The following is a 20028-nucleotide window of genomic DNA, read 5'->3' on the forward strand; positions in this document are numbered from 1 at the left end:
CACATTAAATTTCAGATTTTTATGGCGGTTTCAACATATGAATTTTTCGTGACGGTGACACAAACGTTAAAAAGCAAAATACAAAGGGAACCACTAAAATGCTTTCTGCGATAAAACGCCGTCATATTATTATTGGAATGCTGTTCATCTGCTGGGTCGTCGGCTTTCTGGACAAGACCGCAATCAACTACGCAATCATCCCGATCAGCGAAGAGTTCGGTCTGGCCACCGATCATCAGGGCATGATCATCAGCGCCTTTTTCCTCGCTTATTCAATGACGCAACTGGTTGGCGGTTATCTCGTCGACCGCTTCGGTTCACGCCGGGTACTGAGCTCGGCGGTGGCCGTCTGGTCGCTCGGCACCGTCGCCTCCGGGGTCGTCACCAGCGCGGTCGGACTGGCCGCCGCGCGGGCGATCACGGGTTCCGGGGAAGCCATTTTCCCGGCCGGAGGATCGGTCGCGATCACCGAGAATTTCGAGAAAACCCAGATGGCGCGCGCCAAGTCGGTGCTGCAATCGGGCGCCTCCGTCGGCTTCGCGCTCGGTGCGATCGTCATCACCACGCTGATTTCCTTCTATAGCTGGCGCATCATGTTCTTCGTTCTGGGTTCCGTCGGCGTCATCCTGTCGATTGCGCTCTTCACCGTCATGAAGCCACGCTCGCAGACGCTGGCCGCCCGGGACGCCGGCCCCAAGCTTTCCGAAAAGCAGCGCATCGCCGCATTGCTGAAAAACACGCTGACCTGGAAGATCGCCTCGGTCTATTTCTTCACCAATATCGTCTTCTGGGGCCTGCAATCCTGGCTGCCGTCCTACTGGGTGAAGGTCAAGGGCATGAGCATGGTGGAAATGGGCGCATATTCCATGATCCCGCCGGCGCTCGGTTTCGTCTCGTTCCTCACCTGCGGCTGGCTGCTTGACCGCTACTTCCACCAGAAAGAAAAGTACCTCATCTGCATCGGCTCGGCCGTGTCGGCGATCTTCATCTACCTGATGGCGAATGCACCATCCATTCCGCTGGCCTTCGCCTACCTGTCGGTGTCGAACGTGTTCTTGAACGCCATTTCGATCAGTGTCTTCGTCAGCATCATGAAACACTTTCCGCAGAATTCGATCGGTACGGCCACCGGCCTCATCAATTCGCTGGCCCAGCTCGGCTCATTCGCCTCGCCGATGCTCATCGGCGCCGTTCTTTCCGCTACCGGCCAGAATTACGGCATCGCCTTTGGGGTCATCGTCGGCTGCGCCGTGATTGTCTGCGCCATCGCCACCACCTTCCCCGCCATTCACGGCAACAAGACCGTAGAACAGACTGCCTGAAGGACGACCATGACTTATATCGACATCATCGAACGCACCGTCGCCACCCATGCGGATAATCTGAAATCCGTGGCGGATGCCATCTGGTCTTTCGCCGAAATCCGTTACGAGGAGACGAAGTCGGCAGCCCTTTTGGCGAACGAGTTGGAAAAGGCGGGCTTTGCCGTCACCCGCAAGGCCGGAAATATCGCAACCGCCTTCGTCGCCAGCTATGGCGAGGGCCACCCCGTTATCGCCATTCTGGGTGAATTCGACGCACTGACCGGCCTCAGCCAGGAAGGCGGCGTCGCCAGCCACACGCCCGTCATCGAGGGCGGAAACGGTCATGGCTGCGGCCACAACCTTCTCGGCACTGGCGCGCTTGCTGCCATATTGGCGCTCAAGGCCTGCAAGGACGAACTGAAGCTTGGCGGCACGATCCGCTATTACGGCTGCCCGGCCGAAGAAGGCGGCGGCGGCAAGGCCTATATGGCCCGCGAGGGCCTGTTTGCGGATGTCGATGTGGCCTTCACCTGGCACCCATGGGATGAAAACCTCGCTTACAATGCGCGCATGCTGGCCACCAACCAGCTATATTTCACCTTCCGCGGCACCAGCGCCCATGCCGGATTTGAACCGCACCTCGGACGGTCTGCGCTGGACGCGGTCGAGCTGACCAATGTCGGTTCGAATTATCTGCGGGAACACATCATTCAGGACGGCCGCATCCACTATGCCATCACCGACACGGGTGGACGGGCGCCCAACGTGGTGCAATCGCAGGCGCAGGTGCTCTACAAGGTCCGGGCGCCGAGGATGGATCAGGTTCGCGACATCACCGAACGGGTGAAGGATGTTGCGCGTGGTGCCGCACTGATGACGGGAACGGAGTTGCAGATCACCTTCGATGCGGCGTCGGCCGATCTCGTGCCGAATGTGACGCTCGCCCGGATGATGCATCGAGAGTTCGAGAAGATCGGCGTCGCCGCTTTCTCCAACAGTGAGAAGGATTTTGCGGGGTCAATTCAAAAGACATTTTCGGCGGAGGTGCAGACCCGTGTCGCAAGGCGCGGCAAGGTCCTGTCGGAGGACCTGAACGATTTCGAGGAAAAGCCAACGTTCCTGCACGGCTCAACCGATGTCGGCGATGTCAGCTGGTTGGTGCCGACCGGACAGGTCTATGTCGCGACCGAAGCCTACGGCACGCCGCCCCACACCTGGCAGATGGTGGCGCAGGGCACCTCCGGTTATGCCCATAAGGGCATGTTGCAGGCCGGCAAGGTCATGGCCGCCTCCGCCGTGCAGGCAATGCTCGATCCTGACTTGATCTCCGCGGCAAAAGCCGAGCATCGCGAACAACTGAACGGTGAGAGCTATGTGCCGCTGATACCGGCGGACGCGACCCCGCAACGGCTGCGGTGAGTTTCCGGGCGGCCTCCCTGGCCGCCCTTGATCTCCCTCATCGGGAAACCGCCCTCCTTCTGTCCGCATTGACCGAGGAATACGGTTGCCTCAAGCTAAAAGCGTCGTCCTCAGCCGATGAATATGGGCAGCCCCTATGCCGCAGCAGCCGCCGATGATCGTCGCGCCGGCCTCGGCCCAGGAGCAGGCGTAACGTGAATAGACATCGTCATTCAGATCCTTGCGCGTGTCGTGCAGGCCTTCATTGGCGGCCGCCTCACCCTGTTCGCCTTCGAAAGCATTGGCGTAAACGCCGATTTCGAGGCGGACACTCTTCTCCCGGAAAACACGCGCTGCCACCTCCACGGCCCCCTGCATGACCTCGGGCTTGCTGCAATTGAACAGGATGGCTTCGGCACCCGATGAAGCCGCCCAGGAGGCGGCATTTTCCACAGTCTCGGTTGACCGGAGTTTTGGTTCGTCGCCCCTTAGCGCTGCCTCGCCATCCTCCAATGTAAACGAAATCCAGAGCGGTTTGCCCGTTGCCGCAACCGCTTCCCGCACGGCATCCGCCTCGGCGATCAGGCTCAGCGTCTCGCCGAGCCATACATCGACGAACGGCGCAAGGTTTTCGACAAGCACTTTCAGATAGTCCTGCACTCGCGAAGGCTGGAAATTCTGCGGCTCGTAGGAGCCAAAGATCGGCGGCAGCGAACCGGCGACCAGCACTTTCCGATCCCCAGCCGCATCGGCGGCCTCCCGCGCCAGACGGCCTGCGAGGCGGATCAGTGCCGGTCCTTCATTCTGGAACCTTTCCTCGCCGATATGGAAGGGTACGAGGGCGTAGCTGTTCGTCGTAATGATCTGCGTGCCGGCGGCGATGAATTCCTTGTGTACCTCGCGCACGATGTCAGGTGAATTCATCAACGCCAGAGCCGACCATTCCGGCTGCTTCAGCTCAGCCCCCAGCCGCAGCAATTCACGGCTCATACCGCCGTCGAGAATTCGTATTGTGCTCATGAGTTCATCTCCATTCAGGCTGTCGCGCCGTCACCGGCAGCGGGATTTTCAAAACAATGTGTTGGATCTTCCATCAGCTAGCGGCGAACCGGCACCTGTGCTTCGAGACCTCGAAAAACACGGGCGATCACGGCCGTCAGGGCAAGATAAAAGCAGGTAACAACGAGCAGCGGTTCGTAGACCAGCAACGTGTCCTGTCGAACCTTGTTGGCCACGGCGTAGAGATCCATCACCGTGACCGTGAAGGCGAGCGGCGTCGCCTTGAGTTGCATGATGATTTCTCCCGCAATCGTCGGCAGGGCGATGCGAATGGCGCGTGGCAGCCAGATGCGGCGGGTCAGCTTCCACGGTGAAAGGCCAAAGGCCCGACCGGCTTCTAGTTCGCCCTTCGGAACGGCAAGCAGCGCGCCGCGCAAGACTTCGGCCTCATAAGCCGCATAATTCAACGTGAAGCTGACGGCGGCGAAAAAAAAGCCTTCGCGCAAAATCGGCCAGAACAGGCTCTGGCGGATGCCGGGAACCATGGGCAGCAGCGAACCGACGCCGTAATAGAGCAGCCAGAGCTGGATCAGCAGCGGCGTGCCGCGAAAGAACGTGCAGTAGCCACGAGCCAAAAGCCGGGTCAACCTGCCCCCGCTGACCTGTGCGAAAGCAAGCCCGATGGCGAGGATGAAGCCGAACACCACGGAGATCACCAGCAGCGCAACGGTCTGCCAGGCGCCCATCAAAAGCAGCGACCAATAGTTCGGTATCCAGTCAAAACTCATGGGGTGCTTTCCTCAGGCAAGGCGCGGCTGTCCGCGCCGCACCCGTCCTTCGATCAATTTGACGACGACGTTGGAAACGAGCGTGATGGCAAGGTACAGAAATGCCGACGCCAGGAAGAACAGGAAGTAGTGTTTGGTGCTTGCCCCGGCGAGACGGGTGGCGAGCGCCAGTTCCTGATAACCGACCACCGCGACCAGCGCACTGTCCTTGGTGACCGACATCCATAGATTGGCAAGACCCGGCAGCGCATTGGGCAGAAGTGCCGGCAGCAGAACGCGACGAAACCTCAGGACCGGCCCCATGCCAAACGCCTTGGCGGCGTCGATCTGCCCGGCGGGGATGGCAAGGATCGCGCCGCGCAGCACCTCCGTCATGTAGGCGCCCTGAACGAACCCCAACACCGCGACGGCGGCGATGAAGCCGTTGACCTCGACAGGCGGCAGGTTGAGAGCCGCCAGCAGCCGATTGAGACCATCGGTGCCCGCATAATAGAGCCCGACAATCAGGATCAATTCCGGAACGGAGCGGATCACCGTCGTATAGAGATTAAGCGGGAGCCGGAGCAGAGGATGACCCGAAAGCTTTCCAAGCGCCCCGGCCGTGCCGAGCAACAGCCCGATCGCGAAGGCGCAGGCCGAGATGGCGACCGTGGCGACCGCACCTGCCAAAAGCACGCCGCCCCATCCCGGAGGATAGGGAGACAGCAGGTCCAGAATGCCTTGTTGCGCGTTCGCCATCTGATGATTGCTTATTTCGCGCCGTAGATGTCGAAATCGAAGTATTTCTTCGTGATCGCGTCATACTGGCCGTTGGTGTGAACCGCTGCTATTGCCTTGTTCAGCTTGGCTTTCAGTTCGGTGTCGTCCTTGCGCAGGCCGCCCGAAACGCCGGCTCCGAGTATCTCCCTGTCATCGGCGACGTCGCCCATTTTCACGCAGCAATCCTTACCGCCATCGCTTTTCAAAAAGGCGTCGAGTGCCAGTGAATCACCGAAGACATAGTCGATGCGGCCGGCAGCGAGATCCTGAAATGCCTCATCGAGCGTCTGGTAGGTCTTTTCGTCAGCGACACCGGCAAAATACTTCTTGTAATATTCGGACTGAATGGTCGAGACCTGAATGCCGATGGTCTTGCCTTTCACATCTTCAGCCGCGGCGCCCGGCTTCTGGTCTTTGGGGCCGATCAGCGTGCTCGGCGTGTTGTAATATTTGTCGGTGAAGTCGATCACCTTCGAGCGCTCCGCCGTGTTCGACATGGACGACCAGATCACATCGAACTTCTTGCTCTGCAGCGCCGGAATGAGGCCGTCCCAGGAAATATCGACGATGGAGCATTTTTCCTTCATCTCCTCGCAGACCGCGTTCATCAGGTCGATTTCCCATCCGTGCCATGTGCCCGAGGCATCCTTGGCGAAGAAGGGCGGATAGGATTCATTCATGATACCGAAGCGGACTTCGGCCTGTGCCGTGACGGCCGACAGTGCAAATGCCGCACCGGCGAAAAACATGGGAAGCAGTTTCATTCGCAAGGATCTCCTGAGGGGGTGTTGTCGATGATGTTGGGGCGTCAGTGGGCGATCAGGCCGGTGAATTCCCGGCATCGGGCGCTGACGGGTGCCCCGAATATCTGCTCCGGCGGACCTTCCTCTTCGATCTGTCCATGATGCAGGAAGAGAACGCGGTTGGAGACATCGCGGGCAAAGCGCATTTCGTGGGTGACGATCAGCATGGTTCTGCCCTCTTCCGCGAGATCGCGGATGACTTTGAGAACCTCGCCGACCAGTTCCGGATCAAGCGCCGATGTCGGCTCATCGAACAGCATGACATCAGGATCGACGCAGAGCGCTCTGGCGATCGCCGCGCGCTGCTGCTGCCCGCCGGAAAGGAAGGCCGGATAGGTGTCGCGCTTTTCGAACAGCCCGACCTTGTGAAGCAGGGCCTCGGCTTTTTCGACCGCCTCCCGCCGCGGCATGCCCATGACATGCACCGGCGCCTCGATGACGTTTTCCAGCACGGTGCGATGCGCCCATAGATTGAAGCTCTGAAAGACCATGCCGAGCCCGGTCCGCAGCCGTTCAACCTGCCGCCAGCTGCGCGGCTGCAACCGCCCGTCGCGCCCGGCTTTCAGCGCTATCTCCTCACCGTTCACGGCAATACGACCGCGATCGGGCGTTTCCAGAAAATTGATGCATCTGAGGAAGGTGCTTTTGCCGGAACCGGAGGAACCAATGATGGAGATCACATCAGACTTATGGGCCTGCGTCGAAATCCCTTTGAGAACCTGATGCGAGCCGAAGCTTTTATGGAGATCTTCGACACGAAGAGCAGGAAAGGGTTGGTCTGGCATGCATGGTTCCGACTAAAATGAATTTGCGGAGGATAATGACAAAAGGACGCGGTTTTTTCGCGCAATTTCCATCTAATTTGCATTTTTCATGCAAAATAATCTTTCCTTTGCGGTATATAAGGCGAAATACATGAGTTGCCGCTGCGAAAACCCGACTGGATTGCATAATGGAACAACTGGATCGTTTTGACCGTGACATTCTCGATATCGTTCAGCGCGACTGCCAGATGAAGGCTGAGACCATCGCCGAACGCGTGGGTTTGTCGGCCTCAGCCGTGCAGAGACGATTGAAACGCCTGCGCGAGGACGGGATTATCAAAGCGGAAGTTGCGGTCGTCGATCGGAAGGCGACGGCAACATCGATGGTGTTCATCGTCGGCATGGAGATCGAGCGGGACAATTATGACGCGCTGGCGAAGTTTCGCGTCTGGGTGGAGAAGCAGGATCACATCCAGCAGGTCTATTACGTTACCGGCGCGGTCGATCTGATTGCGATCGTTACCGCCCGCGACGTCGAGCATTATGACGATATTGCCGCGCTGATCATGGCCGAAAACCCGCAGATCCGCCGAATGCACACAAATGTGGTGCTTCGGGACGTCAAGCTCGGCCTGTTCGTGCCTCCGGAATAATGACGGAAATGCCCCTGCGGTCAGCTATCTGCCGAAATTCCTCTCTCAACTCTGCGGCTTGCGCAACAAAGCCTGCGCGGTGGATTTCCGCTCAATCAGGCGCGACACGATCCTTATGCTACGCGGCGGCTGATCCTGGTTTCGCGGCCGGTCAATCCGCTCACTAAGCAAGGCAAGGGCGGCGGCTCCAGCTTCGCGACCAAACACCCGTACCGTCGTTAGCCGTGGTGAAATCTGGGTGGCCGCAGAATAATCGCCAAATCCAACGACCGATACGTCATCCGGGATCCGATATGCTCCTTTTCAACTATCCACGCCCCAGAGTTCCGGGTTCCGTTTGAAATATTCAGTCAGCATTTCAGTGAGCACCCGCACTTTGCGGGTGGGATGCTGGCTGGGCGGGCGTACGACATAGGTGGCGCCCGGAGGGACGGGATAGCGCGTCATGATCGGAACCAATGCGCCGGAGGTCACATAGGCGTGGGTGATGCAGTCGGGCAGCCAGCCGATGCCAAGACCTGCCGCTGCCGCCGCGGCAAGCGCTGTGGCGCTGTCGGCCTTGAACCTGCCCTGCGGCTGAACCGTGACGATTTTATCGCCATCCAAAAACTGCCAGACTTCCGTTCCCTGCATCAGCGCCTGATGGTTACCGAGCTGCTCTACCGTTTCAGGGGAACCGTGCGCCTTGATGTAAGCCGGGCTGGCGACAAGCTTTCCATGGATCGGCCCGACGCGCTTCGCGATCAGGTTTGAATCCTGAAGGTAGGCACTCCGGATCGCACAATCGAAACCCTCTGCAATGAGATCGACCAAGCGATCACTATAGGAGGTATGAATGTGAAGCTGCGGGTGCAGATGCGCCATTTCCGCGAGCACGGGGGCGAAGTGGGTCGGGCCGAAAGTAAGCGGCATAGCGACCCTCAAGCGGCCGCGCAGCTCGCCGGTGGGAAGGATCGTTTCCCTGGCGGCATCGATCTCGGCGGTGGCTCTTGCCGCGTGTTCCCTGAACGCGATCCCCGCTTCCGTGAGCGCCGCGCCGCGGGTCGTTCGCGCCAGCAGCTGCACGCCAAGTTCGGCCTCCACCCGCAACAACCGCCGGCTGACGATTGATTTGGAGACGCCGAGCCGGCGTGCGGCGGCCGAAACACCACCGGCATCAGCGACTGCGACGAATGTCTGGAGATCTTCGATGTCCATTCCGGTGTTCCTCGTTTCGCGACACAGCTCGCCAGACTATGGCACTATCGCCCCACCAAAAGGAACAGCAAATTGCTTCCAGGCACGTCGCCCACTGACGCGTGTCCCTCTTGAACCCATCGCCGTCCATGACGGCAGAGAAAGGAAGTCTTGATGACCCTTCGTAACGGCCTCGATTCTCTTCTTCGTCCCGAAGATTCGGTCCTCGTTCTGATCGACCATCAGCCCTACCAGCTCGCAAATCTTAACAGCCACGATCCGCAGGCTGTGGTCAATCTCACGACCGCGCTGGCGAAGCTGGCAAAAGCTTTCAATGTTCCGACCATTCTCACCAGCGTGATCGCAGCGCGCGGCGGACTCCTCTTCAAGCAGATCACCGACGTATTTCCGGGCCAGGAGGTCATCGACCGGACCTGGGTCAACACCTGGCAGGACGAGAAGGTCGTGGACGCGGTCAAGGCGACAGGCCGCAAGCAGCTGATCATTGCCGGGCTGTGGACCGAGGTTTGTGTGGCAATGCCTGTTATCCAGGCCGCCGGCGAAGGTTGGGACGTGACCGTGATCACCGACGCGTCGGGCGGCATTTCGAAGGAATCCCACGAAGTTGCCGTCCAGCGGATGATCGCGGCCGGCGCGAACCCGATGACCGTGATGGCGCTCGCTGGCGAATGGCAGCGCGACTGGGCGCGCACCAAGCATGTCGAAGAGCTGACCGAGATTCTCATCCAGCACTTCGGCGGCAGCGGCATCGCCTATCTTTGGGAGCAGCAGCTCCTCAATACGCCAGTCGCTGGCTGATCCCGGCCGACACAGCGAGTATCTTGGTGAGGGCCGGAACGATTGGTTTACCGGCCCTCACCGCCTTTAGCCCACGGGGAAGCTCTCGACCGACAAGTCCGCTCAAGTGCAGAGATCGCGCGTGCCGCAGGGCCGCCACCCGCTACACTCCAGAGGGGAACACAACGGCCATGGTTCAGCTTTCACGCCTCCTTATTGCTCGTGCAAAGTGAGAATTCCTCGCCTCACGCAGAATTTGTTCGCCTGCTGAGAGCGAGCGAAAACCGCGACGGTGCCGGTCAGTGGCCACCAGTGCCGCCGGGTGTCACGAAAGCGTTAATGAAAGACATTAGAAACGCCGCCGGTCCGTTAAAAAATGCACGGCTGTGCAAAGGCGGGCCAGCGCCGTTCCGATCTTTCCAAAAGGGTCAGCGCTCAACAATTCCACTCGCCGAGAGCACTGGAGACAGAGATGAAACGCCGCACCTTTATGATATCAACCGCAGGCGCCGCCGCTGGCCTTGCCCTTGCGCCGCGCATGAGCTTCGCCGCCCCGGGCACGATCGACTGGTATACTGGCGCCGACAGTAACATCCTCGATTTTTGGACCAACACGGTGAAGCCCGCTTTCGAGGCGGCCAATCCGGGCATCAAACTCAACCTCGTGGACGCCGGCGATAATGCCGGCATTATCGCCATCGGCGAACGCGCCATTGCAGCAAAGCAGACAGGCACCGATCCGCAGGCTGACTATTTCGAGCATTCCGATCCGCTGCTGCCCGCAGGCGCGATCGATGCCGGCATCTATGTGAACATGGCGAAAGCCGGTCTCTCCAACTATTCGCGCGTCAACCCGCTTGCCATCCGCAGCGAATACAGCCTGCCCTATCGCGGCAGCCAGGTTCTGCTCGCCTATGACACAGCCAAGCTGAAGCCCGCGGATGCCCCGAAGACCTGGGAGCAGCTGGTCACCTGGATCAAGGCCAATCCCGGCCAGTTCGTCTATAACCGTCCCGACAAGGGCGGTTCCGGCGGCAATTTCGTTCGCCGCGCCATCCATCAGGCCAATGGTCTCGACCCCAAGGCTTTCACGGTCGACAACTACACCCAGGAATTCGGCGACAAGGCATTGGGCAAGGCGTGGGATCTGCTGACCGATATCGCCCCGTCGCTTTATGACAAGGGCGCCTATGCCTCCGGCAACACCCAGTCTCTGCAGCTGCTGTCGCAAGGCGTCGTGACGATGACGCCCGTCTGGTCCGATCAGGTTCTGAAGGCGATCGATCAGGGTGTGCTTCCTGCGGAAACGGGCCTCGTTCAGCTTCAGGATCTCGCGCTTTGCGGCGATTTTTCCCGGGCCGTGGTGCTGGCAAATGGCGCCAATCGCGACGCCGCGCTCAAACTGGCGAATTTCGTCCTCTCCGAAGAAATCCAGGGCGCAATCCTCACCGAACTCGGCGGTTTCCCCGGCGTTTCCTGGGACTATGTCTCCGCCGATCTGCGCAAGCGCTTCGCCGACATCATCCCGCAGACCATCCCGACCTTCCCGGCCGGCAAATGGGAAACCGCCATCAATGACGGCTGGTACCGTCACGTTGCTCCGAACGTCGACCGCAAGTCGTGACCGAGGCAGCAGAAGGAGCGGTCCGTCCGCTCATCGACAATACGGCAGGCAGGAGGCCCATCGGCCTCCTGCTCGTCGCCATTCCCGTTTTTCTGGTGATCTGGCTCGTCATCTGGCCGGCGATCAATGCCATAGGCCGCACCGTCTGGCGTACCGGGACCAATGGAGAAACGACGTTCGATCTTTCGAGCTATGTGTTCTTCTTCTCGGATCGCTATAGCCTCGACAATCTTGCCGTCACGCTCTGGACCACGTTGGTCTGCGCCATGCTTCTTCTGGTGGTCTGCCTGCCGATCGCGCTCTATCTGCGCTTTTCCCAGGGCCGCCTTTCAGCCTATGTGCAGGCGCTGGCCATCTTTCCGATGTTCGTGCCCTCCATCATCCTCGCCTTCGCCTTCATCCGCGTCCTCGGGCCGAATGGCATGGTGGATATTCTGCTCAACGCGGTCGACCTGCCGAAAATCCGCACGCCCTATCTGACCCCCTGGGGACCGGTCATCGGCCTTGTCTGGGACAATATCCCGCTGACGGTGCTGATCCTTCTGGCGGGCCTCGGCAGCGTCGCCAACCAGTCCGTGGAAGCGGCGCGGGATGTGGGGGCCAATGCGCTACAGGTTTTCTGGCACATCATCCTGCCGCGCATTTCCAATTCCATTCTCGTGGCGCTTTCCTTTTCGGTGCTCGGCATTTTCTCCTCCTTCACCCTTCCTTATCTGCTTGGCCCCGCATCGCCGGAAATGATTGGTCCCTTCATGCAGCGCACCCTTCGCGACGTGCAGGACCCCATCGGCGCCATGACCCAGGCCGTTATCGCCTTCGGCTTCTGCATTGCCTTCGGCCTCTTTTATGTGCGCTCAGTCGCACGCAATCAGGGGAAGTAACATGGCCGCTTTTGCACCGGCGCGCAGGCGCCTCGACTGGCCCGGCATATTCTTCGCCGCCCTTCTGACCATTGCGATCGTCGGGCCGCTCATCGTCGTCGGAACCTGGGCTTTCACCGAAGTCTGGCGTTACCCCAACGTCGTGCCGCAACAGTTCGGCTTCCGTTTCTGGGGCCAGACACTCGGACGCCCCGATGTGTGGAACGCCCTGATGCTGAGCCTGCAACTATCGACGGTCGTGACCCTGCTTTCGGCGCTGATCTGCCTTCCTGCCGCCTATGCCTTTGCCCGCATGAGCTTTCCCGGCCGAAACCTCTTGTTCTTCTCCTTCCTTGCCGGTCATGCCTTCCCGAAATTCGGGCTGCTGGTGGCGATTGCCGCGATCTTTCTGCAGCTCAACCTCATCGGCACCTTCTGGGGCGTCGTCCTGATCCAGCTCGTTGGCACGCTGATGTTCATGATCTGGATACCCGTCGCCGCGTTTCAGGCTGTCGACCGCCGCATGGAAGAGGCGGCCCGCGATGTGGGGGCCAGTCCCCTGCGGGTCTTCTGGTCGATCACGCTGCCGCAGGCCGGGCCGACCATTGCCGCCGCCGTGCTCCTGAGTTTCGTCGGCACCTTCTATGAAACCGAAGGGGCATGGCTCATCGGCGCGCCCGGCATCCGCACGATGCCGGTGCTGATGATCAGCTACATCAACAACCAGATGGTCATCCAGTACGGCGCGGTCCTGTCCGTCGTGCTCTGGGTGCCGTCATTCATTGCCCTCATGTTCGCCCGCCGCGTCATCGGCGGCGGCGCCTTCGCCCGCGGCTTCGGCGGTTAGGAATATTCATGTCCGTACTTCATATCCGCGGGGTCACGAAAACCTTCGCCGGTGGCACCAAGGCAGTCGACAACTTCTCGCTCGACGTCGCCGATGGTGAACTAGTCTGCCTTCTCGGCCCGTCCGGTTCCGGCAAATCGACGCTGCTGCGCATGGTCGGCGGTTTCGAACAACCGACCGGCGGGCAGATCACCATCGACGGTGAAGACGTCACCCATCTGTCACCGGAGCGCCGACCCACGGGCATGGTGTTCCAGAGCCATGCGCTCTGGACCCATATGAATGTCTTCAAGAACCTCGCCTTCGGCCTCAAGCTGCGGCGCATGCCAGCCTCCCTCATCAAGGAGAAGGTCGAGGCCGTACTCGAACTGGTTGGGCTTTCCGGTTATGGCGAACGCGCCACCAGCCAGCTCTCCGGCGGACAGCAGCAGCGCGTGGCGCTCGCCCGCTCGCTCGTCCTCGAGCCGAAAATCCTGCTTCTGGATGAGCCCTTCGCCAGCCTCGACCAGCATCTGCGCGAGCGTCTGCGGGAAGAGGTGCGCGATATCCAGCAGCGTCTCGGCATCACCACGCTGTTCGTCACGCATGGGCAGGACGAGGCTCTTTCCATGGCCGACCGCATTGTCGTGATGAAGGATGGCAGGACCGAACAGATCGACCGGCCGAACGTCATCTACCGCGAACCGCAGACCCCCTTCGTCGCCGGCTTCATCGGCACCATGAACCTGATCGAAGGCGTGGTTTCGGGCGGAACCTTCACCCATGCCGGCATGACCGTGGCGCTGCCCGTCTCCGACGGTCCCGCCATTCTCGCCATTCGCCCCGAGGCCGTCGATCTGACGGCATCCGAGACGCCGCAGGCAAGCGTTCACCGGGTGACAGATTACGGTACCCATGGCCTCGTCGATCTCGATCTGCCCGATGGTATCAGGATCAAATCGATGGTCGCCCATCCCGATCTCTTCCGGGCCGGACAGGGGGTCGATATCCTGCCGCGCGCCGTCACGGCCTTTCGCGACAACCGGCAAATCTACCGGAGCTGACCATGAACATGCCTATCCTCCTCGAACGCGACGGCCATCGCACCTGGCTCAAATGGCATCGCGGCCGCCGCCGCGCAGCCGATCCCGCCTTCACCGGCGAGCGCATCATCGAGGCCATGTGCCTTGGCGCGAGCATCGAAGTCGATCTCGTCATTCACGCCGACCATGGCTGCGCCGTGCTGCATGATCTGACGCTGGAGCGGGAAACCACGGGCACCGGAAGGGTGCGAGACGCCTCCGCCGCCAGCCTGCGCCAGCTGCATCTGCGCGACAATCAGGGCCAGCCCGTATCCTCAAGGGTGATGCTGCTAGAAGACCTCTGCACCCTGCTCGCCCGCGAAATCATCCATCCCGATGCCCTGTTGCAGCTCGATTTCAAGGAAGACCGGCACGCCCTCACCCCGCAGGTCATCGCCGGTTTCAGCGCAAGCATCGCGCCATTGGCGGGCTCCATGATCCTGTCCGGCGGTGATTTCGACGCCATCGCCGCGCTTGCCGCATCGGTCCCCGATCTTAAGACCGGATATGACCCGTGTGAGGACGACACACTCGCCAGGCTACAGCAGGACGGAAACTTTTCCGGCTTCATCGAACAGGCGCTCGCCACGGCACCGGCTGCCGGAATGATCTATCTCGATTACCGGATCGTCCTTGCCGCTGAAGACGCCGGCATCGATATCATCGCCCCCATCCACGCCGCCGGCCGCCGTGTCGATGCCTGGACCATCAACCGCATCACGCAGCAATCGATCACCGATGTCGAGCGGCTGTTGCGGCTCAAGGTCGACCAGATCACCACCGATGACCCGGAAGGGCTAACCGAGGCATTCAGCCGATGACCGTCAATTACACCGCCATTCTGGAAGACATGATCGCCACCACCCGCGAGGCCGGCGCATTGACGCTCGAGCATTTCAGGCGCTTCCGCGACATCGAGATCGGCGTCAAGGGACCGGGCGACTTCGTGTCCGATGCGGACCGGCAGTCCGAAACGCTGATCCGCGAACGCCTGCTCGGCCGGTATCCCTGGGGGCTGACCGGCGAGGAATTCGCTCCGGTTGACGGGTCGGATGCCGAGCATCGCTGGCTGGTCGATCCCATCGATGGCACCACCAATTTCATCTATGGCCAGCACTACACCATCACCATTGCGCTGCGCCGCGGCAACGAGACGATCTGCGGGCTCGTCTATAATCCCGTCGCCGACGAGATGTTCACCACGATCAAGGGCGAAGGTGCATATCTCAACGGCGAACGCCTGCGCGTCAACGCCAGCAGCGATATCGCGCTCATGTGCGTCGGCACCGGCCTGCCAACACCCAACCTTTCGCTTTATCCCGGCGCCTATCAGCGTCTCGACGATATTCGTGCCCCCATCGGCGCGGTGCGGGTCGTTGGCAGCGCCGCCAATTCCTGCGCTTACGTGGCCTGCGGCCGGCTTACCGGTTATTACGAGGAGACGGGCTTTGTCGACACCGCAGCCGGCATCCTGCTCGTTGAGGAAGCCGGCGGCATCGTGACGGACTGGTGGGGGCGCGGGCCTGATATCTATGAGCGAACCGGCACGCTGATCGTCGCCAATGCCGCAACCCACGCCTATCTTCTCGAGCGGCTTCGCGGCGTTCCGCCCAAGAATCCGTGAGCGGCGTAGCTCGTGGTCAGCACGTATCCGCCAATATGCGCGGGCCTGCGAAGGAGAGCCTGATCAGTAACCGCCCGTCATCAGCACGGTTTCACCGGTCATGAAACTGCAGGCCTGCGACGACAGGAAGATGGCGGCACCCACCATTTCTTCCGGCTGCCCGGCACGGCCCATCCAGTTCAGCGTCCGGACGTATTCTGCCCAGCCTTCGGGGTCTTCATCACGACGGTGGGCATTGCGGTCTGTGTCGATGAGACCGGGCGCGAGTGTGTTGAGCAACACATTGTCGCGGGCATAATCCCGCGCCTGACTCTGGATCAGATTGTGCTGCGCTGCCTTGGTGGCGGCATAGGCGGTAACGATGCCCTTCGGCCGCAGCTGATTGACCGAGCCGATGGAAACCACCCTGCCCCATTTGCGGGCCGCCATGCGCGGCAAGGCCGCCTGCAGCATATCCACCGTCGAGCCCAGATTGACCGCCAGCTGAAACGCCAGATCGTCCGGCCTCAGTTCCGACAGCGCGGCATTGATCTGGGCGCTGGCATTGATGACAAGAATATCGACCGGTGCGACCGCCTCGGCCCGTTCGATGAGGTCACGACCGGCACCGGGTTCGGAAAGATCGCCCGCCAGTTCCTGCGCCGTGCCGCCGCTTGCGACGATCCGGTGCTGCACGGCTGCGGCAGCGCCCGGCTTCACGCCATGCAGGATGACATGGGCTCCCGCGCCCGCCAGCCCCTCGGCAATGGCAGCGCCTATTCCACGGCTGGAACCGGTGACGAGCGCCGTGCGGCCCTTCAATCCAAAGACGCTTTCGAGACGCATCCTTTATCCTTCAAACAGTGAGATGCGCGCGCCGGCAATTCCCGGGCGGCAGGAAAACAGGCCGCCGGAGAGCGGCGCGTCGGCGAGTGTGGAGGCAGGCAGGCGCGTGCGGGCGCTGGTGATGAACAGCGTCGACAGGTCAGGCCCGCCAAAAGCGATGCTGGAAGGGCGCGGCACCGGCATGTCGATCACCTGGTCGAGCTTGCCGTTCGGAAGATAACGGCGCACGCACCAGCCATCCCAGATGGCGCACCAGACACCGCCTTCGGCATCCACGGCCAGACCATCCGGCCGGCCATCGGCCACCGGAATGCGGGCGAATTCACGGCGCTGCGACAGCGCGCCCGTCGCCGGATCGCAATCATAGGCATGGATGAGGCCGGGCACGGTATCGACGAAATAAAAGGTCCGGCCATCGGGGCTCCAGCCGAGACCGTTGGAGACGATGATGCCGCCTTCCTTACGCTCGGATGCGCCATTGGCATTGATGCGATAAAGCGCACCCGTGGGCTTGGAGGCATCTATGCGCATCGAGCCGACCCAGATCGCGCCATCCGGCCCGCATTTGGCATCGTTCAGGCGGTTGTCGGCGATGCCCGCTTCCGGACTGACGAAGGGTGTCAGCCGGCCGGAGGCGAAATCCAGCCATTCGACGCCATCCTGCGACGCCACCAGCAATCGCCCGCCGGTGACCGGAATGACGGCGCTGACCAGCTTGCCGGTTTCGCAGGTTTCGTTGCGGCCAGTGGCGGGATCGAAGCGGTGCACCGCCGGATGCAGGATATCCACCCAGTAGAGCGCGTTTTCCCCCGCGTGCCAGACCGGGCTTTCCCCCAGTTGCGCACCCCATGGCAGAATGCAGCTGAGTTCGGCGCTGGGGCGACCCGTTGCCGAACGCGGGCGTGGCCGCGAGCTGATCGCCACCGCTCCAGCTGCACCGGTAATGCGGCGGGCGGCGGCAATCAATTCGCGCCCGGCGGGATGGATATTGGAGGAATCCAGTCGCGATGACGGCCCGAGCGCAACGAGCACACCCATCGGCGTATTGTCCCGGCCCATGACAGGGGCGGCGACCGAATTCACCCCCGGCAGATGCTCCTCGTAGGAAATCGAATAACCCCGCGCCCGCGTCAGCGTCAGATCGGCCTGCAGCGTATCGAGGGTGGTGATGGTCTTGGGTGTCTGCAGATCGAGCGTCAGGCGATCCAGCAGGGCGCGGCCAACGGCGGGATCCTGAAAGGCGAGCAGCGCCTTGCCCGGTGCCGTGCAATGCAGGGGCACGCGGCGTCCCACCTCGACGCGCACCGATAGACCGTTCGGCGAGCGTTCGGCGAGATATTGCGTCATGGTGCCGTCAAGCCGGCACAGCGCAACCGTCTCCCCCAGTTCGGCGGCCAGCCGCTCCAGTTCCGGCGTCGCCGCCGAGACGAGATCGAAGCTCTCCCAGACCTTATGGGACATTTCCAGAAAACGCTGGCCCAGGACATAGGTGCCACGGGCCTCATCCTGACGAACGAGGCCATAAGCGATGAGGGTGCGAAGGATGCGCGCGAATGTCGGCTTCGGCAGGCCGGAGGCGCGCAACAGCTCGGCAAAACGTAGTGGTTCCGGCGCATCGGCGACCATGTCGAGCAGGGTCAGCCCCTTGGCCAACGCCGCCGTGCCGCCCGGCGTCTCCGGTTTCATTGCCTCTGCTCCTTCGCGAGTCGCTGCCGCCTTGCGGCCGCCGCGTCGTCCAGCATCCGGTCCATCGTCCATTCCGCTTCAAACCCCAAAGTGTTTCTGATCCGCTCGTTGGACGTATGGTAATAAACGCCGTCGCCGGGAAAATCGACTGTCACGATGGGCAGGCCGGTCAGCTCCGCAATCTTCGGCAGAAGCGCGGCGAAATCGGCCGGCTCATCGGCGCCGAGATTGAAGGTGCCACCCGCCGCGTCGGGATGGTCGAGAGCAAGCAGAATTCCCGCCACCATGTCGCGCGTATCGGTGATGTGCATACGGAACGGCCGGCCGTTTTGATTGCGCGCCAGAATGTGCGCGGGTTCGCCGATATCGCGGGACTGGAGCAGTTCGGCGAGGGCAGTGTTTCCGAAATTCTGCTGCTGGCGAATGCGCGGCCGCAGGAAAAAACGGGGACCGGAAAAGAAACTCTCCTCATCCAGCAGTTCCGCCGCATCCTGCGTATGCGAAAACCGCAGGATCACTGTTTCCATGGTGCCGCTTCGCTGGTGAAAGCGCACCAGCTCTTCGCCCAGAAGCTTGGTCAGACCATAGGGTGAATTGGGGCAAAGCGGATGGTCCTCGGTGACCGGCAGGAACTCCGGCCGGTTTTCGGGATAGACCTCACCCGAGGAGGCGAAGACGAACCGCCGCACGCCAGCCGCCGAAGCCGCATCCAGAAGCCGACGCGTGCCCTCGACATTGACGGCGAACATGCGGTCGCGATCCGCCGGAGCCCATGACATGAAGGCGCCCAGATGCAGGACGGCGCTCACGCCCTTGATGGCCTCGGACAATGCCTGCGCATCCTCCAGCGACCCGACGACTTCCTCGCCGCCGGTTGCCGATGGCCTGAGATCAAAGCCGCGAACGGCGCGACCCTGTGCGCGCAAGGCGGCGACAACGGCGCGGCCGACACGGCCTGCCGATCCGGTAACGAGGATCATAGCCGTGCTCCTGTCTTTGCATCGAAGAGATAAAGCTGGGCCGGATCGAAACCGAGCCGGAGCGCCTCATTGCCGGGAAGGTTGCCGGTATGCGAAACGCGCGCGATCAGCCCCTTGGACTTGCCCTCCTCGCCATCCGCAACCCTTGCGCCATCCGCATCGAAATAAACGTATTTTTCCGATCCCAGGCTTTCCACCAGCGTCGGACGGACATCGAAGGTGACCGGCGCATCGCCCAGAACGAGATGTTCCGGCCGCAAGCCCACGATCACGCTGCCCTGACGGTCGACGGCACCCGGCAGGGAAACCGGTTGCCCAAACAGGGTCACAGTGCCGTCACGCAGTTCCGCATTGAGGAAATTCATGCCTGGCGAGCCGATGAAACCGGCAACGAAAAGATTGGCCGGATTGTTGAAAAGCTCGTCGGGTGCGGCGATCTGCTGGATGATGCCGCCCTGCATGATGACGACGCGGTCTGCCATCGTCATCGCCTCGACCTGATCATGCGTCACATAAACGGTGGTGACGCCGATGCGCTTGTGCAATGCGCCGATTTCGGCACGCATGTGGACGCGCAGCTTGGCATCGAGGTTGGACAGCGGCTCATCCATCAGGAATGCCTGCGGCTGGCGCACGATGGCACGGCCAAGTGCCACGCGCTGGCGCTGGCCGCCCGAGAGATCCTTGGGCTTGCGGTCGAGATAGGGGGTCACTTCCAGAATGCGCGCCGCATCATCAACCCGGCGGTCGATCTCGGTCTTGTCCGTGCCGCGCATCTTCAGGCCGAAGCCGATATTCTGTCGAACGGTCAGGTGCGGATAAAGCGCATAGTTCTGAAACACCATGGCGATGTCGCGGTCACCCGGCGCCAGATCCGTCACTTCGTTATCGCCAATGAAGATCTGGCCTTCGCTTGCCGGTTCGAGACCGGCGAGGATTTTCAGCATCGTCGACTTGCCGCAGCCGGAAGGCCCGACCAGCACCACGAACTCGCCGTTCTCGATCTCAAGCGAAAACGGCCTGAGCACGTTGAGCGCGCCATAGGACTTGCTGACGTTGCGAATGGAAATATTGGCCAT

At 61.3% G+C, this 20028-nt stretch carries 20 protein-coding genes and 1 pseudogene; 10 read left to right on the forward strand and 11 right to left on the reverse strand.

Annotated elements, in window-relative coordinates:
* Nucleotides 1-98 precede the first annotated feature (98 nt).
* Nucleotides 99-1322 carry an MFS transporter gene (locus FCH38_RS20200; protein WP_174374919.1) on the forward strand — a complete coding sequence of 408 codons (1224 nt, stop codon included), beginning with the start codon at nt 99-101 and terminating at the stop codon, nt 1320-1322.
* Between the two features lie 9 nt (nt 1323-1331).
* The gene (locus FCH38_RS20205; protein WP_174374920.1) at nt 1332-2723 is read left to right on the forward strand and encodes an amidohydrolase; all 1392 of its coding nucleotides are present in this window, start codon (nt 1332-1334) and stop codon (nt 2721-2723) included.
* A 90-nt stretch (nt 2724-2813) separates the two neighbouring features.
* Here FCH38_RS20205 and FCH38_RS20210 read toward each other — a convergent pair whose 3' ends face one another.
* The 5 genes from FCH38_RS20210 to FCH38_RS20230 form a co-directional block, all read right to left on the reverse strand.
* Nucleotides 2814-3722 carry a homocysteine S-methyltransferase family protein gene (locus FCH38_RS20210; protein ID WP_153516756.1) on the reverse strand — a complete coding sequence of 303 codons (909 nt, stop codon included), beginning with the start codon at nt 3720-3722 and terminating at the stop codon, nt 2814-2816.
* 77 nt (nt 3723-3799) lie between these two features.
* Nucleotides 3800-4489, reverse strand: a complete 690-nt coding sequence (locus tag FCH38_RS20215; RefSeq protein WP_149901392.1) for an ABC transporter permease — start codon at nt 4487-4489, stop codon at nt 3800-3802.
* 12 nt (nt 4490-4501) lie between these two features.
* Entirely contained in the window at nt 4502-5227 is a 726-nt protein-coding gene (locus FCH38_RS20220) for an ABC transporter permease (RefSeq protein WP_174374921.1), read from the reverse strand.
* 11 nt (nt 5228-5238) lie between these two features.
* Complete coding sequence (locus FCH38_RS20225) at nt 5239-6012, reverse strand: transporter substrate-binding domain-containing protein (protein ID WP_174374922.1); 774 nt, start codon at nt 6010-6012, stop codon at nt 5239-5241.
* Between the two features lie 44 nt (nt 6013-6056).
* Nucleotides 6057-6836, reverse strand: coding sequence for an ABC transporter ATP-binding protein (locus FCH38_RS20230; RefSeq protein WP_174374923.1), 780 nt, complete (start codon nt 6834-6836; stop codon nt 6057-6059).
* 167 nt (nt 6837-7003) lie between these two features.
* Between FCH38_RS20230 and FCH38_RS20235 the strand changes: the two genes are divergently transcribed.
* Nucleotides 7004-7468, forward strand: coding sequence for an Lrp/AsnC family transcriptional regulator (locus tag FCH38_RS20235; protein ID WP_149901396.1), 465 nt, complete (start codon nt 7004-7006; stop codon nt 7466-7468).
* A 45-nt stretch (nt 7469-7513) separates the two neighbouring features.
* Here FCH38_RS20235 and FCH38_RS20240 read toward each other — a convergent pair.
* Together FCH38_RS20240 and FCH38_RS20245 are read right to left on the reverse strand one after the other, a co-directional pair.
* Nucleotides 7514-7762, reverse strand: a pseudogene (locus FCH38_RS20240) (substrate-binding domain-containing protein); the annotation flags it as partial.
* Nucleotides 7763-7771: 9 nt separating this feature from the next.
* Nucleotides 7772-8665, reverse strand: coding sequence for a LysR family transcriptional regulator (locus FCH38_RS20245; RefSeq protein ID WP_174374924.1), 894 nt, complete (start codon nt 8663-8665; stop codon nt 7772-7774).
* Between the two features lie 153 nt (nt 8666-8818).
* Between FCH38_RS20245 and FCH38_RS20250 the strand changes: the two genes are divergently transcribed.
* From FCH38_RS20250 to FCH38_RS20280, 7 genes are all read left to right on the forward strand, one after another.
* Nucleotides 8819-9463 (forward strand): hydrolase, encoded by a 645-nt coding sequence (locus FCH38_RS20250; protein ID WP_174374925.1) that lies wholly within the window; start codon nt 8819-8821, stop codon nt 9461-9463.
* Between the two features lie 451 nt (nt 9464-9914).
* Nucleotides 9915-11066, forward strand: a complete 1152-nt coding sequence (locus FCH38_RS20255; RefSeq protein ID WP_174374926.1) for an extracellular solute-binding protein — start codon at nt 9915-9917, stop codon at nt 11064-11066.
* 32 nt (nt 11067-11098) lie between these two features.
* Nucleotides 11099-11947: an ABC transporter permease gene (locus FCH38_RS20260; protein WP_336510816.1), complete on the forward strand. Its 849-nt coding sequence runs from the start codon at nt 11099-11101 to the stop codon at nt 11945-11947.
* A gap of 1 nt (nt 11948) precedes the next feature.
* Nucleotides 11949-12773 carry an ABC transporter permease gene (locus tag FCH38_RS20265; protein WP_174374928.1) on the forward strand — a complete coding sequence of 275 codons (825 nt, stop codon included), beginning with the start codon at nt 11949-11951 and terminating at the stop codon, nt 12771-12773.
* An 8-nt stretch (nt 12774-12781) separates the two neighbouring features.
* On the forward strand, nt 12782-13816 hold the full coding sequence (locus tag FCH38_RS20270; protein ID WP_174374929.1) for an ABC transporter ATP-binding protein: 1035 nt from the start codon (nt 12782-12784) through the stop codon (nt 13814-13816).
* Between the two features lie 2 nt (nt 13817-13818).
* The gene (locus FCH38_RS20275; protein ID WP_174374930.1) at nt 13819-14655 is read left to right on the forward strand and encodes a glycerophosphodiester phosphodiesterase; all 837 of its coding nucleotides are present in this window, start codon (nt 13819-13821) and stop codon (nt 14653-14655) included.
* On the forward strand, nt 14652-15458 hold the full coding sequence (locus FCH38_RS20280) for an inositol monophosphatase family protein (RefSeq protein WP_174374931.1): 807 nt from the start codon (nt 14652-14654) through the stop codon (nt 15456-15458). The genes FCH38_RS20275 and FCH38_RS20280 overlap by 4 nt, the downstream gene beginning before the upstream one ends.
* 63 nt (nt 15459-15521) lie before the next feature.
* Here the strand turns inward: FCH38_RS20280 and FCH38_RS20285 are convergent, their stop codons facing one another.
* Genes FCH38_RS20285 through FCH38_RS20300 form a run of 4 tightly spaced genes read right to left on the reverse strand, consistent with a single transcriptional unit; the run spans nt 15522 to nt 20028 of the window.
* The gene (locus FCH38_RS20285) at nt 15522-16283 is read right to left on the reverse strand and encodes an SDR family NAD(P)-dependent oxidoreductase (RefSeq protein ID WP_174374932.1); all 762 of its coding nucleotides are present in this window, start codon (nt 16281-16283) and stop codon (nt 15522-15524) included.
* 3 nt (nt 16284-16286) lie between these two features.
* Nucleotides 16287-17969, reverse strand: coding sequence for an SMP-30/gluconolactonase/LRE family protein (locus FCH38_RS20290; RefSeq protein ID WP_174374933.1), 1683 nt, complete (start codon nt 17967-17969; stop codon nt 16287-16289).
* Nucleotides 17966-18949: an NAD-dependent epimerase/dehydratase family protein gene (locus FCH38_RS20295; protein ID WP_174374934.1), complete on the reverse strand. Its 984-nt coding sequence runs from the start codon at nt 18947-18949 to the stop codon at nt 17966-17968. The genes FCH38_RS20290 and FCH38_RS20295 overlap by 4 nt, the downstream gene beginning before the upstream one ends.
* The gene (locus FCH38_RS20300; RefSeq protein WP_174374935.1) at nt 18946-20028 is read right to left on the reverse strand and encodes an ABC transporter ATP-binding protein; all 1083 of its coding nucleotides are present in this window, start codon (nt 20026-20028) and stop codon (nt 18946-18948) included. The genes FCH38_RS20295 and FCH38_RS20300 overlap by 4 nt, the downstream gene beginning before the upstream one ends.

The organism is Agrobacterium tumefaciens, assembly GCF_013337285.1.
Classification (GTDB): Bacteria; Pseudomonadota; Alphaproteobacteria; order Rhizobiales; family Rhizobiaceae; genus Agrobacterium; species Agrobacterium burrii.

Bases quoted from the DNA above. Each gene is read 5' to 3' on its own strand.
- FCH38_RS20230 (WP_174374923.1), bottom strand. From the start codon at position 6,836: ATGCCAGACCAACCCTTTCCTGCTCTTCGTGTCGAAGATCTCCATAAA.
- FCH38_RS20270 (WP_174374929.1), top strand. From the start codon at position 12,782: ATGTCCGTACTTCATATCCGCGGGGTCACGAAAACCTTCGCCGGTGGC.
- FCH38_RS20215 (WP_149901392.1), bottom strand. From the start codon at position 4,489: ATGAGTTTTGACTGGATACCGAACTATTGGTCGCTGCTTTTGATGGGC.
- FCH38_RS20225 (WP_174374922.1), bottom strand. From the start codon at position 6,012: ATGAAACTGCTTCCCATGTTTTTCGCCGGTGCGGCATTTGCACTGTCG.
- FCH38_RS20220 (WP_174374921.1), bottom strand. From the start codon at position 5,227: ATGGCGAACGCGCAACAAGGCATTCTGGACCTGCTGTCTCCCTATCCT.
- FCH38_RS20265 (WP_174374928.1), top strand. From the start codon at position 11,949: ATGGCCGCTTTTGCACCGGCGCGCAGGCGCCTCGACTGGCCCGGCATA.
- FCH38_RS20245 (WP_174374924.1), bottom strand. From the start codon at position 8,665: ATGGACATCGAAGATCTCCAGACATTCGTCGCAGTCGCTGATGCCGGT.
- FCH38_RS20205 (WP_174374920.1), top strand. From the start codon at position 1,332: ATGACTTATATCGACATCATCGAACGCACCGTCGCCACCCATGCGGAT.
- FCH38_RS20210 (WP_153516756.1), bottom strand. From the start codon at position 3,722: ATGAGCACAATACGAATTCTCGACGGCGGTATGAGCCGTGAATTGCTG.
- FCH38_RS20280 (WP_174374931.1), top strand. From the start codon at position 14,652: ATGACCGTCAATTACACCGCCATTCTGGAAGACATGATCGCCACCACC.
- FCH38_RS20295 (WP_174374934.1), bottom strand. From the start codon at position 18,949: ATGATCCTCGTTACCGGATCGGCAGGCCGTGTCGGCCGCGCCGTTGTC.
- FCH38_RS20255 (WP_174374926.1), top strand. From the start codon at position 9,915: ATGAAACGCCGCACCTTTATGATATCAACCGCAGGCGCCGCCGCTGGC.
- FCH38_RS20200 (WP_174374919.1), top strand. From the start codon at position 99: ATGCTTTCTGCGATAAAACGCCGTCATATTATTATTGGAATGCTGTTC.
- FCH38_RS20275 (WP_174374930.1), top strand. From the start codon at position 13,819: ATGAACATGCCTATCCTCCTCGAACGCGACGGCCATCGCACCTGGCTC.
- FCH38_RS20290 (WP_174374933.1), bottom strand. From the start codon at position 17,969: ATGAAACCGGAGACGCCGGGCGGCACGGCGGCGTTGGCCAAGGGGCTG.
- FCH38_RS20300 (WP_174374935.1), bottom strand. From the start codon at position 20,028: ATGGCCAATATTTCCATTCGCAACGTCAGCAAGTCCTATGGCGCGCTC.
- FCH38_RS20250 (WP_174374925.1), top strand. From the start codon at position 8,819: ATGACCCTTCGTAACGGCCTCGATTCTCTTCTTCGTCCCGAAGATTCG.
- FCH38_RS20285 (WP_174374932.1), bottom strand. From the start codon at position 16,283: ATGCGTCTCGAAAGCGTCTTTGGATTGAAGGGCCGCACGGCGCTCGTC.
- FCH38_RS20235 (WP_149901396.1), top strand. From the start codon at position 7,004: ATGGAACAACTGGATCGTTTTGACCGTGACATTCTCGATATCGTTCAG.